Genomic DNA, 13214 nt, shown 5'->3' on the forward strand with positions numbered 1-13214 from the left:
TACGGATGTTATTACATAAAGGTTTCAGGAATAACTACATTTAACTTAAATGGTCCATTGATTTATTACCGGCAAGACATCATAGTATGAGGAAATATCAGGGAGCTATGTACTCTAAATGGAGAGTAGAGGATTGATTAGCCTTATTTTCTCCCATTCCATTAACATTATTACAACAAACAACACTTTAATTATCTCTGATCACCTTATATATACCAAAACACTCTAGGATTAATGATTGGAAATTGAATTACTGTATAAAAAGTGACGTTTATATAAAAAATATAACTGTTCCAAATCTTATTAAAGGAATGATGATATGGGTTTAATGAACAGAGTCTTAGCAGTGGGTGCTGCAGGTGCTGCCATTTATGGTATTACCAGAGGTGTACAAAACGGAACTTTTCAGCGGTTACCTGAAACCGTTAATAACGCACTAAATAATCCTCAAGTACAACAATTTACGAAACCAGTACAAAATATGCTAACCAATCAAAACCAAAATAATACACAGTCAGCAAATCCGGTACAGAATGCTGTACAAACAATAGCTGATGAAGAAACTAACGACGCTTTTCTTTATGAGCAATAAAGAAATTCAGTAAAGCTAAGAGCAACTCCTAGATTTTAGTAAGAGGTCTGGACTATCAAGTTTCAACCACATTTAATATAGCCTTAGTCATTTTTGGCTAAGGCTATATTAAATGTTTGCTTAGCGTCTTCGACTCTCACTTATTTTTCTCACAATAAATTCTGCGTCATATCCTACACCTTGTAATAATGCAGATCCCCGTCTAAATTGCCAAGGCAAGCCTATAAAATAGAGTCCCTTGATAGTTGATTCTCCTCTTTCATGAATTACTTGTCCCTCTTTATCTAAGACCCCTTCTATGCGTAACCATGGATATTCTGACTTAAAACCCGTTGCCCAAATAATGTTGTTTACCTCAAGTGTCGAGTTGTCTTGAAATACTAAAACGTTCTTATTTGCAGCGACTACCCTAGACTTCACTTTTACTTTATTTTTTTTGATCGCTTGTTTTAAATCCAAACCAAAAATGGGATCTCCCTTTTTTTGAATAAACTTCCCTAACAATGAATTATTTGTTGCACTTAGAATCCCTAACTTATTAAACCACCAAAAAATACTTTTATTAGATATCGTTAATGGTAAATAGCTTAATTTTTTGCTGATAGCTAAGTAAGTCTCTCGTTCCTTAGACAATTCCACAGCAATTTGCGCTCCACTATTCCCTCCCCCTACTACTACTACATTCCCATCCAACAATTGATTTGGATTCTGATAATTTTCAGAGTGAAATTGGTTGATAGTAGGTGATAAGTTTTTGGAGAATTTAGGTATATAGGGCGTTTGAAAAGGACCGGTCGCTACTACCAAATTCTTTGCCTTATAAGTCCCTTTATTCGTTTCGATTAGGAAGTTATTTTCTACTTTAACAACACTTTTTACTGCTTCATTCAACTGTACGGGTAAATTAAAATGGGCTACATAATCTTTTAGATAAGAAACTATTTCATTTTTGGAAGGAAATCCTTGTTTGTCTCTTCGAAGGTGTAATCCCGGTAATGAACTATACATTCGAGGAGTAAATAAAACCAATGAATCATATCTTCCTTTCCATTTTTCGCCTATTTCATTTCCTTTATCAAGCAGTAGAAAGTGTTGATCGGTATTTTTTAGATAATAACCAACAGCAAGACCAGCCTGACCAGCACCAACAACTATTGTATCGTACATCAGTTCACCCTCTTTTATATGAATAGTTATTCATATGTTCATTTTATAAATATTTAAGATTCAATGCAACTATTTTCTAACATATTTAAATCCTTATCAGACATCATATAACTTTAATTTAATGTATAGTGAGATTAAATTAAAAAAATGGAACGATTTGCATAACTGATCCGTCATGTTTACGAAAGGAGGTCAACATGTATACAAAAAAAGGTAACAAAAAAGCATTGGAAAACATCCTCCAAACAGAACGAGCTAAAATGTATCAGATTGCTTATTTATATGTAAAAAATCAAACTGATGCGTTAGAAATTGTCCAAGAAGCTGTTTTTAAAGCTTTTATTTCTATGCATACCATACGTGATAGTGCATAAGTATCTGCTTGGCTGAAACAAATTGTTATCCATGCTGCTATCGATTATATTCGCAAACATCGCAAAGTTACCCCCATTATGCACGAACAAATGGAAGCAATAGCAGACAAGCCTGTTGATCTTGATCAACAAATAGATTTATATAATTTGCTTGACGAATTAGATGAAAAACAAAAATCTATTATTATTTTAAAATATTTCGAAGGGTATCGAGATCGTGAAATTGCCAACATCATCGGCTGCCCTGAAGGTACAGTTAAATCAACACTGCATAGAACGCTACTACGACTACGACAAAAATTTCAAAAGGAGGATTGTGCAAATGAATAACGAGATTAACCAATTTCATAAAAAAGTTGAGGAGATCCCGGTTCCAGATGAAGAATTAGAAACAGTTATTTCTAGTTCCATTAAAAATACACCAAGAAAAACTATTCCATTGCGAAATAAAGCACTTATTAGTATTGTCATCGCAGCTACTTTATTTTGTTCTCTAGTTGGCTCTGCCTACTTCTCCCCTGTTGTTGCAAGCGTTTTGCAGCAAATACCTGGAATTGGTTCGGTATTAAGTCATTATGATATTGGCTTAGAGTATGTTAGTCGTAACAATATGACAACCGAAATCGGAGAAACCGTGACTGACCAAGGGATTTCAATTACAGTAACCGATATTTATTATGATTACAATCGTTTTGTAATCGGCTATGTCATTGATCTTTCTGAAAAAACAGAAAAGGAGATAGACAGCTTTCAAGAAATTTTTCGTTCGACTTATCAACTTACCATTGATCAACAACCCGTCTCCAACCTTGATGAAAGTTGGCACCGTGAAGGTGATTCACTACTTGGGTTAATCAGTGTAGAGCAACCCTTACCGGAAAAATTTACTGCTCAACTAACGTTTTCAGAAGTATTATGGACATCAGGAGAGTGGAGCTTCAACATGCCCGTTGAACGAAATAATACGATTGCTATCTATGAACCTAATCAAACTAGCGAGATTGATGACTACCAGTTTGCTATTAATGAACTTACAACAACTCCAAGTACAATCGTCATCGATACGGAAATTACTACACCTTTATATGGAGAAGATAAATTTGACCTGGAGATCTACTATGATGGGGAAAAGCTCGAGAAAATAGATAGTAAAGAAAAGAAGCGACTCCACTTATCACCTTTTAATAAAGATATTGTACGATTACGTGGAGCCTTTGAACCAATAAAAGGAATAGAAGAAATCACGGTTATTCCTACTTTGATTACTAATATGGAACAAGAACAACTGTCAGACTTAGCTATAACTGTTGATCTAGCACCTAAGAATATTGTAGCGATTAAAAAAGATACAACCAGCCTAAATAAAGATCATTCTCTAAGAAAAATCGATTTTCAAACTTATGCTTGGAATGTGCTTGAAGATGAGTGGGCTAATTACGTTCCCAGCGATCCCGCACAATATCAACACGCAGCAGTAACTGTATTTGGGGGTGAATTTTCCAGTAGCTTTTATCGTTCGCTTCCCCAAACAGATGAAGAAATGATTAAGCCAACCGCCTTTATCAACAAAGCAAATGAAAAAGAAGCATATATCATATACAAAGAATTTGATGGCACAAACCATCTTTATCAATTAACAGAAAAAGATGAGTGGGAGATTGTTAATCAGGCAACATTTAAAGGAAAGGCAATTGAAGCGATAAGGGAAGCTTATCAACTTGAACAAGCACAAAACGGATAGAATTATCTAACAAATTAGAGGCCGCTCATAAAATAACGATGATCGGCCCCTTTTTATTGCAACGATAATTGCACGGCAACCCAAGTGGCAAAACGATAACGTAAAACATCAAACACAAAACTACGCATTGAGCTACCAAGAATCGGCGCAACATGACTGGCGTTTCTATATTTGTTATGAGTTAGTACCTTTTGAAAATGCGGGAAGTTGCTTGGCTATTTACTAGGTTTTACTGGCAACTTCGGCACTTTACTATCAACTTCGACTACTTTACTATCAACTTTTTGATTTTACTATCTACTTCGACTACTTTTCTGGCAACTTTTTTGATTTTACTGGCAACTTAACAATTCCCATTATCTAAAAAGGCGCAGTTCCCACATAGGAAAATGTAGGTACTACGCCTTTTAGTTATTATTCTACTGCTGGTTCTAACGTGCTTGTTTCTTGCTTTTCAATTTCTCGTACCGCTTTATCACTCGTATCCACTCGTTTCATAAATAAGGAAAGTACGAGCGCGACGATATTGATTCCTAGCGCTACATAAAAGGAATACTGAATTCCACTGAGTAACGCCTGTTGTGTCATGGAAGCTGTTGAAGCTTCTGTTAAGGTGGCCGGATCAACTCCACTCATTAATTTTTCACCCTCTGAAGTCGCTACAGAGTTCATTATGGTTACCATAACAGCAGTTCCGATTGATCCTGATACTTGTTGCGCGGTATTGTTGATCGCAGTACCATGTGGGTTTAACGATGTTGGTAACTGATTCAAACCATTTGTCATGATTGGCATCATTACCATCGCCATACCAAACATCCGTAAAGAATAAACTAGAACAATATACGTATAGGTTGAATCAATTTGTACATGTGCCAACAAATAAGTCGATACCCCTGTAACAGTCAGTCCAACAATTGCTAAAATACGTGGACCGAATTTATCAAACAGTCTACCAGTAATAGGAGACATAATTCCCATTATAATTGCACCTGGTAATAACATTAAACCAGAATGAAGCGGTGAAATCCCCCGAACATCCTGAACGTAAGCAGGTGTTAAAATCATACCTGAGAACATAGCAACTGCATTAACAATCATAATGACAGATGCAAGAGCAAACATCGGATATTTATATGCACGTAAATCTAATAATGGTTCATCCATTTTCAATTGACGAACTACAAATAGAATTAAGGCAATGCCACCAACTATTAAGGTCGTTAACACGACTGGATCATCCCAGCCTTGTGTACTTGCATTACTTACACCGTATAGCACCCCACCAAAACCGAGACTGGATAATACTAGAGAGAAATAATCAAGAGTAGCATTTTTATTTTGCTCCATCACATTTTGGAACTTCCAAATCGCCAGTCCTAAACTGATAATGGCTAATGGTAAAATCATTTCAAAAAGTAATCTCCAGTTATGATATTCCACGATATATCCTGATAATGTAGGTCCAATTGCTGGTGCAGCAATCATTACCATACCGAAAACACCCATAGCAGCGCCACGTTTGTCACGCGGAAAACTTACTAACATGATGTTCATTAATAATGGTCCCATTACAGAAGAACCCATTGCTTGAACCATACGTCCCGTCAACAACACACCAAAATTGGGTGCAAATGCTGCGAGTGCTGTACCTAGCGCAAATATGGACATAGCCGTAATAAATAAACTACGGTTTGAAAAACGTGTAATTAAAAATGCTGAAGCTGGAATTAATACTCCACTAACAAGCATGTAACCTGTCGCAAGCCATTGTACCGTAGAATAGTCTTTAATTCCTAAATCAACCATTATCGATGGCAATGCTACATTTAATAATGAATTATTTAGAAATGAGACGAAAGCACCGATAAACAAAATACTGATCATTAAATATGGTGTCTTATTCACTTGTGTATTCATAATTTTTCCCTTCTTATCTTTACTTAGTATATTTAGTACTTGAATATTTTATACCTACAGTTTAATTTTTTCAATACTTTTATACCGAAAGTATAAAAATGTTGTTTTTATAGGTTAAGAAACGTATACTATTCCATATAGAGGACAGGAGGATATTATGAACGAGCGTAAAAGAAAGGTAGCAGACATTGCTTTAAACTTGTTTATCGAAAAAGGATTTCAACAGACATCCATCCAAGAAATTATAGACAAAGCAGACATATCTAAAGGTACCTTTTACAATTATTTCTCTTCTAAAAATGATTGTATTGCTGAAATATTAGAAAATATTCGCTATGATGCAAGCCAACAAAGAGTTGCCATGCAAATTGGAAAAGACCCACAAGATCGAGAAGTGTTAATTGAACAAATTACTATCATCATGAAGTTGAATGAGGAAAAAAATTTACGGACGCTATTTGAAAATATTTTATCTTCTGATCAAGCAGATTTAAAAAAACTAGTATTACAGCATCGAGTGATCGAAATGGAATGGCTAGCGAATCGTCTCGTTGATGTTATCGGAGAAGATATTCGAGGTTATGCGACAGAGGCAACGGTATTGTATTTTGGCATGCTGCAGTATATGCTATTTACATTAAATCTTACAAACAGCCAATTTACCTTACATGAATTAATCGAAACTATTTTGTCTTATGTAGAAGTACTTATACCAGAGATGCAAAAGAAAAATAGTAGTTTTTTAAACAATTATGCAATTGACTTACTTCATAGAAATGTCCATAAAAAAGTGGTAACGAAATCCGAGGTAATGGAAATGGCAGAGCAATTGCAAGGACAACATGATTTTAATGAAGAGCAACAAGATCTTTTTGACGTGATTGTTAGTGAATTAGAAAGTGAACGTGTACGGAAGATTGTTGTCAAGAAACTGCTGAAACCATTTCTTCAATTATTTGAGGGGACAACTATGGTCTCGCAGGTACAGTTATTTACGAATGCGGTGTGGAATTATTTGAAAACGATATGATAAGACAGAAATGATTTAAAGCTGTGAACTTATTGAACAAGAAGTGCGAAAGGATAACTACCACTTTAAACAAATGTGAGGGAACACCCTAAAAGTAAAAAACACTATCTCTTAGGGTGCTAATTCCTTAAATGTAATAACTTAAACCACAGACCATAATGAGTAACACTGAAGTGGATCATAAGGTGAATGACGTTATGAAGTACTTTGTGGTCTGTTCACCAAATAAATACCAATTAATATAATGGAACCACCTATTAATGTAGAGATATGCAATTGTTCATCTAACAAAAGCCAACCAAATAGGACACCGAAGAGCGGAGCAAGAAATAAAAACGAACTTACCTTACCCGGATTCTCTTTCTGTAACAGGAAAAACCATACAGCAAATTGCACAATCGAGGCCATAATCGCTAACCATAATACGATTAAAATCGAACTAGTTGTAATAACCAGTTCAACTTGTTCAAAGATAGTACTCATTAATAATAATAAGAGTCCACCTGTCAGCATTTGATACGATGTAACTACCCATACATCAAGCGTTGATCCCCATCTATTCATCAACAGTGTTGCAATTGCCCAAGAAACCGCGCTTAAAAAACCAAGTATAGTACCAATTTGCTGAACATCCAAATCAGCTCCTAACGTAATAAATACACCTACAAATCCAACGACAACGCCTAACCATTGACTCCAACGATATTTCGTTCCTAAAAACAAGGTTCCGAAAATAACGACAAGTAATGGATTGGTGAATGTTAAGATAGATGATTCACCAGCCGTTATTGTTCTCATACTGATAAAGATAAATCCCATTACTCCTGCTGTTTGGAACAAGCCAATAATCATAATTTGAATCCATTCCCGTTTAGTACTCGGGTGTTTTCGCTGGAAAAGTCGAACCATAATTCCCATTAAAATACCCGCTAGTGTGAATCGTATCCCTACTAACAGTAAAGGAGATATATAGTTTAATCCGATCTTGCCAACCGTAAAGGAAGATCCCATTAAACTTGTTGTTATAATGATTAATAATGCAAACAATCCCTTATTCAATGCTTGTTCCTCTTTTCTAAACTCATTTATTATTTCCCCAGAGGGATACGATAACATATCAATGCCACCTAAGCTACACTACTGCCTCTCCATTATTGAGGAATAATTGGCAAAATAACATGTGATGGATATTCAGTTTGATGAAACACTTTTTGAGCTGCCTTTACCATTTCTACCGTATCTAATGTCGTTTTACCTGTTCCAGGATTCACATCATAACGAGGGAAGTCACTAGAAGCAATATCGACTCGGATTGAATGACCTGGTAAAAACACATTACTTGTCGGACATAATTCTATTTCATAGCAAACTATTTTATTCTTTACAGATTCTCCGTGTTGATATTTTGCTCGGACGATGCCATCTGCTAAATTATACGCTGTTCCATCTGGAAAAACATCAACCAATTTTGCCGTAAAATCCGTATCCAATGCATCTGTAGATGCCCATAATATTACTTTTGCGGAACCCGTCACTTCTATTGATTCGTCCAATGGTGGAGTCATATAAACTACTACATCGTCCCGTACTTCGATTTGCCTTTGATCACGTGGTCCTACATTTCTACCATTATAAAATAATGTTCCACCACCATGAGTGGGTACAGGACTAGCGGGATCATGGGTAAACTGATCTCTTGGTTCATCTGTAGGAGTGGCAGTAGTTAATTTCCCAGACTTACTATTTGCTTGTCCATCACTATGAAAATAGTAGTTTGTATATACAGTACGCTGTAATGGCCATTCCTTTTCAGAACGCCATTTATTAATACCCATTACAAAAATTTTCACAGGATCTTCATCAGTTTGAAGTATATCGTTATCTTCTTTCAGCCAATGGTTAAACCACTGAATATGAACTGATGTAAGATCTTCTTTACCAGCAATCGACAGAGCTGAACTATTTACACCAAAGGAACGCTCACCTAAGTCAGAACCAATCATTCCGTGTCCCCATGGTCCAATAATTAATTTTTGGTTCGAGTTGTATTCTCGCATCTGTTGATAATTCATTAACGTTTGACTTAAGAAGTTATCGTACCATCCAGCAAGGTGATAGGCTGGAATATTCATGAAATCAGAAGTATTTCGGGCATGTATTTGTGTCACTGCCCTTTTATTGAAATTTTGATCTATATACTTGCGATAGATGTCTTGTAGTACGGGGTGTTTCATCGCTGCTGGCAATTCGCTAATTGGCATATAGTTATGCCATTCTTCAATCTGGTCAAGGTCGTTGGAAAGCTCCTTGATCGCTGCACTATACTCTTCACTACTCAGTTTTCTTTTTAAGTAATCAGGTGCTACAGAATCAAGCAGCCAAGTTTCTGCTGACGCTAGAGCAAGTACACCACTTTCCCCAAAAGGTTCCTTAAAAATGTTTCCTGTCATGGCCGGGAAGATAGCTTTTAACGCTGAAGGCTGTTCTACTAATGCATACAACTGAGTGAATGCATAATAAGATAAGCCAAACATCCCCACTTTTCCATTCGAGTACGATAAGCTTGCAGCCCACTCAACAGTATCATAACCATCCTTAATCTCTTGGGCAAAAGGTTCAAACTCACCTTCAGATGCAAAACGACCTCGAACATCTTGGACGATGACGATGTAACCTTGCATCACTGTTCGAATCGGATCGATCCATCTATGTGAAAAGTCTGGAAGATTTTTATTATAAGGCAAACGTGTTAATAACACAGGATAGTTTCCACTTGCTTGTGGCCGATAGATATTTGCATATAATGTTATGCCATCTCTTAATGTACAAGGGACTTCCCTTTCAACAATGATTTGATTGATTTTTGTCATATGAACCTTCCTTTTAAAATAATTAACAGTAAATACAAAAACAAGGTCTGTGCTGACACACGTCAACACAGACACTTATTGCTTCCTTATTCGCCTAGCATCTCTTCTACTTTATCTTGATTGTTGTCAATCCATTCTTGTGCTACTTCTTCTTTAGGGATTTCTTCTTCTTCAATTTTCACAATCATTTCTTCGACATCATTAATAGAGATACTCCAATTACTCAAAAATTCATATGCATCTGGAGCAGTTTCTTGTATTTCATTATTGGTAATTACTTTAACAGATGCTGTTTCAAAAACACCTTTAGGGTCTTCTAATACTTTAATATCAAATTTGTTAAACATCGTGTGTGGTCTCCAGCCATAGAAAACAACTGGTTCTTCACTTTCCATTTTACGCATGGCTTGAGCGATCATTCCACCCTCAGAAGAATTGACTTGTTTCATATCAAGTTCATAACTATCGATTAATCCGTCGATCTCCTCTGTAATACTTGCTCCTTCTTCAATACCATATAATTCATTACCCAAATCTGCTTCGATTCCTTTCAGATCTTCGATGGAATTGACATCCTCCATATAAGTTGGTACTACTAGTCCAGAATCTGCTTCAGGATAGCTAACTGCTGTTTCTTCAATAGTGTCGCTATATTTTTCGATGTATACGTCATGTACTGGGAACCAGCCATCCATAAATACATCGATATCTCCACGAGATAAACCGATATACGTACTACCTGCATCTGCTTGTGTTTGCTCTACGTTATATCCCATATCTTCTAATATAATTTGGGCAATTTCAGTAGGTGGTACTGTACTCGTCCATGGGGTTACACCTAGTGTAATGGTTTGTTTCTCTTCTGCACCTGCTTCGTCTCCGTTTGCTTCATTATTTTGTTGAGAACATCCAACGATAAACATAACTAGTAAGACACTCAAAGTTAATACTACTTTTTTCATTCTTCTCTCTCCTCTATAATTTATTTCCTATTCCTTGTGTGATTCGATCAAGAATAATAGCAATGACGACAATCGCTAATCCACCAATTAATCCGAGACCAACGTTTACAGTTGAAATACCTGATAATACAATCGAGCCAAGTCCTGGTGCACCGATCATCGAAGCAACAACTGCCATTGATAGTGCTAGCATAATTGTTTGGTTAATACCAGCCATTATCGTTGGTACCGCAAGTGGTAACTGCACTTTGAAAAGTAATTGTTTCGAAGTGGAACCGAATGCCTTTGATGCTTCCACTACTTCTTGTGGAACTTGTAAAATTCCTAATCGTGTCATTCTTACTGCTGGTGGAGCAGCGAATACGAATGTTGCGATTACCGCTGGCACACCACCAAGTCCAAATAATAGAATCGATGGGATTAAATAGACGAAAATCGGTAATGTTTGCATAAAGTCCAATATGGGACGAACGATTTTATCTATCACATTACTTTTGGCACTTAGTATCCCAACCGGAACCCCAAAAATAATCGCGATAATTGTTGAGACAATCACAATCGCAACGGTTTGCATCGTCTCCGCCCATAAATCAACGGAACCGATGTAAAGACAACCGATTAATGTAAACAACGCTGTTCCTTTTCCTGCGAGTTTCCATGCTAATAAAATCAGCAGTACTGCAATAATTTCTGGAGGAATCGCCAGAATCAGATTAGTTACACCATCAATAAACGAGCGAAGTGGTACACTGATACTATCAAAGAAGCCACCCATGACTGGTAGTAACCAATCATTAACAAAATCATTTGTCCATTCTTCTAACGGAAAGTAGAAATAGTTCATGTTGATTCCACCTCATCTTTCTCTTTCCCAAGCACTAATCCCGATAGGATCGAAACACGTGAAACGATTCCTAATAGTTTTTCATCTTCGACAACGACAATTGGATATTTAACATCTGCCGCTATACCGATTAAGTCATTTAATGGTGTAGCTGGCGAAGTGGAATAGATATTATCGGTAATCAGTACTTCTTCCATTGGAATATTATTTTGATATGCTTTCACTGCATCATCAATCGTGATCAGACCTTTAAAGTTCTTCTCCTTATCGGTAACAAAGATACTGGAAACACCAGCTTCCTCCATCTTTCTTACCGCTACACGCGGTCCGTCTTTGTATGTTAATAACACCTCTGGTTTTTTCATGACATGAGATGCTTCTAACACTTTGGAACGATCAACATCTTTCACAAAATTGGAGACATAATCATTTGCTGGGTTTTCTAAAATCTCCTCTGATGTTCCGATTTGAACAATTCGACCGTCTTTCATGATCGCAATACGGTCGCCAAGCTTTAATGCTTCATCTAAATCATGGGTAATGAATAATACGGTTTTACCTAATTTGTTTTGAATTTTTAATAGTTCATCTTGCATTTCTTTTCGAATGATCGGGTCTAACGCACTGAACGCCTCATCCATTAAAAGGATATCTGTATCATTGGCAAGTGCACGAGCGATGCCGACACGTTGCTGCATCCCACCACTTAATTGACTTGGATAGCTATCTTCATAACCACTCAACCCAACATCCTTAATCGTTTCTTGCGCTTTTTGTTCTCGTTCTTGTTTATTAACACCTTGAAGTTCTAGGCCATATGCGACATTTGCCAAGATTGTTTTATGCGGTAACAAACCAAATTTTTGGAAAACCATCCCTAATTTTTTACGTCTTGTATCAATTAGCGTATTTTTATCCATTTTGGTAATGTCTTCCCCATCGATAAACACTTCTCCATCTGTTGGTTCTATCAATCGATTGACTAATCGTATTAAGGTAGATTTACCACTTCCAGAAAGGCCCATAATAACAAAGATTTCTCCAGGTTTTACTGCGAATGATGCTTGGTTAACACCGACTGTCATTCCAGTTTTCTCAAGGATTTCACTTTTTTGTTCGCCATTTTTCAAACGTTTGAGACCTTGTTGTGGATGAGAACCAAAGATTTTCGTCAGATTATTCACTTCAATCTTATTCATCAACATTCTCCTATCCTTATCTTCTTACCTTTTTCGTTTGATACCAATTATTCTTCCTGCTTGTTTCGGAGCTTCCAGTAGTTTATGCTCGTTCCAGATCGTTTCTACTTTCACTGCAACATCCTCTGGAAAAGGAGCAGGTCGTTGTTGATCAGTATCCATCCCCATTAACATTTGTTCACTTGTTGCAAGCACATCGTCTTTTGTATTTTTCATCGTGAAAATGATGTGTAGACGTTTGGCATCAACATCTAACAGTTGTACATTGACGGTTAGTTGCTGACCTTGATGTGCTTCTTGCAAATAACATAAATGTGTTTCTAATGTGAAAATGGTATAGCTGTACTTTTCGCGAGCTTGTGGATCTAGTCCGATTTCATCGATAAAGGCATCGACAGCAAGACTAAATACTTTCGCATATGCTGCATCATTCATATGGCCGTTATAATCCACCCAATCGTGATGCACATAATCTTGATATTGAAAGGCTTGTTCCGCCATTGTTATAGAACCTC

Annotated in this window: 13 protein-coding genes; 5 read left to right on the forward strand and 8 right to left on the reverse strand. The window is 36.6% G+C overall.

Going from position 1 to position 13214, the window contains the following annotated elements:
- Nucleotides 1-328 precede the first annotated feature (328 nt).
- The gene (locus GH715_RS14825; RefSeq protein ID WP_163578683.1) at nt 329-592 is read left to right on the forward strand and encodes a hypothetical protein; all 264 of its coding nucleotides are present in this window, start codon (nt 329-331) and stop codon (nt 590-592) included.
- A gap of 120 nt (nt 593-712) precedes the next feature.
- On the opposite strand, the gene GH715_RS14830 is transcribed toward GH715_RS14825, so the two are convergent.
- Nucleotides 713-1759 (reverse strand): flavin-containing monooxygenase, encoded by a 1047-nt coding sequence (locus GH715_RS14830; protein WP_153836039.1) that lies wholly within the window; start codon nt 1757-1759, stop codon nt 713-715.
- A gap of 197 nt (nt 1760-1956) precedes the next feature.
- On the opposite strand from GH715_RS14830, the gene GH715_RS14835 reads away from it, so the two are divergent.
- From GH715_RS14835 to GH715_RS14845, 3 genes are read left to right on the forward strand one after another with little or no spacing between them, the layout of a single operon-like run.
- Nucleotides 1957-2133, forward strand: coding sequence for an RNA polymerase sigma factor (locus GH715_RS14835; RefSeq protein WP_153836038.1), 177 nt, complete (start codon nt 1957-1959; stop codon nt 2131-2133).
- Between the two features lie 12 nt (nt 2134-2145).
- Nucleotides 2146-2463 carry an RNA polymerase sigma factor gene (locus GH715_RS14840; RefSeq protein ID WP_153836037.1) on the forward strand — a complete coding sequence of 106 codons (318 nt, stop codon included), beginning with the start codon at nt 2146-2148 and terminating at the stop codon, nt 2461-2463.
- On the forward strand, nt 2456-3874 hold the full coding sequence (locus tag GH715_RS14845; protein ID WP_153836036.1) for a DUF4179 domain-containing protein: 1419 nt from the start codon (nt 2456-2458) through the stop codon (nt 3872-3874). The genes GH715_RS14840 and GH715_RS14845 overlap by 8 nt, the downstream gene beginning before the upstream one ends.
- A gap of 414 nt (nt 3875-4288) precedes the next feature.
- Here GH715_RS14845 and GH715_RS14850 read toward each other — a convergent pair whose 3' ends face one another.
- On the reverse strand, nt 4289-5794 hold the full coding sequence (locus tag GH715_RS14850) for an MDR family MFS transporter (RefSeq protein WP_153836035.1): 1506 nt from the start codon (nt 5792-5794) through the stop codon (nt 4289-4291).
- A gap of 157 nt (nt 5795-5951) precedes the next feature.
- On the opposite strand from GH715_RS14850, the gene GH715_RS14855 reads away from it, so the two are divergent.
- Nucleotides 5952-6824, forward strand: a complete 873-nt coding sequence (locus GH715_RS14855; RefSeq protein ID WP_153836034.1) for a TetR/AcrR family transcriptional regulator — start codon at nt 5952-5954, stop codon at nt 6822-6824.
- Nucleotides 6825-7019: 195 nt separating this feature from the next.
- Here GH715_RS14855 and GH715_RS14860 read toward each other — a convergent pair whose 3' ends face one another.
- The 6 genes from GH715_RS14860 to GH715_RS14885 form a co-directional block, all read right to left on the reverse strand.
- Complete coding sequence (locus GH715_RS14860; protein WP_153836054.1) at nt 7020-7883, reverse strand: DMT family transporter; 864 nt, start codon at nt 7881-7883, stop codon at nt 7020-7022.
- A gap of 92 nt (nt 7884-7975) precedes the next feature.
- The gene (locus GH715_RS14865; RefSeq protein WP_153836033.1) at nt 7976-9694 is read right to left on the reverse strand and encodes a CocE/NonD family hydrolase; all 1719 of its coding nucleotides are present in this window, start codon (nt 9692-9694) and stop codon (nt 7976-7978) included.
- Nucleotides 9695-9780: 86 nt separating this feature from the next.
- Nucleotides 9781-10656, reverse strand: coding sequence for a glycine betaine ABC transporter substrate-binding protein (locus tag GH715_RS14870; RefSeq protein WP_153836032.1), 876 nt, complete (start codon nt 10654-10656; stop codon nt 9781-9783).
- Between the two features lie 13 nt (nt 10657-10669).
- Nucleotides 10670-11500: an ABC transporter permease gene (locus GH715_RS14875; RefSeq protein WP_018932998.1), complete on the reverse strand. Its 831-nt coding sequence runs from the start codon at nt 11498-11500 to the stop codon at nt 10670-10672.
- Nucleotides 11497-12699 (reverse strand): quaternary amine ABC transporter ATP-binding protein, encoded by a 1203-nt coding sequence (locus GH715_RS14880; protein WP_153836031.1) that lies wholly within the window; start codon nt 12697-12699, stop codon nt 11497-11499. Before GH715_RS14880 ends, GH715_RS14875 begins: the two co-directional genes overlap by 4 nt.
- Nucleotides 12700-12723: 24 nt before the next feature.
- Entirely contained in the window at nt 12724-13200 is a 477-nt protein-coding gene (locus GH715_RS14885) for a thioesterase family protein (RefSeq protein WP_153836030.1), read from the reverse strand.
- Nucleotides 13201-13214: the final 14 nt, after the last annotated feature.

The sequence above is a fragment of the Gracilibacillus thailandensis genome (assembly GCF_010994055.1).
GTDB lineage: Bacteria > Bacillota > Bacilli > Bacillales > Amphibacillaceae > Gracilibacillus > Gracilibacillus lacisalsi.

Coding starts and splice junctions, on each gene's coding strand:
- GH715_RS14825 (WP_163578683.1), top strand. CDS start 329: ATGAACAGAGTCTTAGCAGTGGGTGCTGCAGGTGCTGCCATTTATGGT.
- GH715_RS14830 (WP_153836039.1), bottom strand. CDS start 1,759: ATGTACGATACAATAGTTGTTGGTGCTGGTCAGGCTGGTCTTGCTGTT.
- GH715_RS14835 (WP_153836038.1), top strand. CDS start 1,957: ATGTATACAAAAAAAGGTAACAAAAAAGCATTGGAAAACATCCTCCAA.
- GH715_RS14845 (WP_153836036.1), top strand. CDS start 2,456: ATGAATAACGAGATTAACCAATTTCATAAAAAAGTTGAGGAGATCCCG.
- GH715_RS14850 (WP_153836035.1), bottom strand. CDS start 5,794: ATGAATACACAAGTGAATAAGACACCATATTTAATGATCAGTATTTTG.
- GH715_RS14855 (WP_153836034.1), top strand. CDS start 5,952: ATGAACGAGCGTAAAAGAAAGGTAGCAGACATTGCTTTAAACTTGTTT.
- GH715_RS14865 (WP_153836033.1), bottom strand. CDS start 9,694: ATGACAAAAATCAATCAAATCATTGTTGAAAGGGAAGTCCCTTGTACA.
- GH715_RS14870 (WP_153836032.1), bottom strand. CDS start 10,656: ATGAAAAAAGTAGTATTAACTTTGAGTGTCTTACTAGTTATGTTTATC.
- GH715_RS14875 (WP_018932998.1), bottom strand. CDS start 11,500: ATGAACTATTTCTACTTTCCGTTAGAAGAATGGACAAATGATTTTGTT.
- GH715_RS14880 (WP_153836031.1), bottom strand. CDS start 12,699: ATGAATAAGATTGAAGTGAATAATCTGACGAAAATCTTTGGTTCTCAT.
- GH715_RS14885 (WP_153836030.1), bottom strand. CDS start 13,200: ATGGCGGAACAAGCCTTTCAATATCAAGATTATGTGCATCACGATTGG.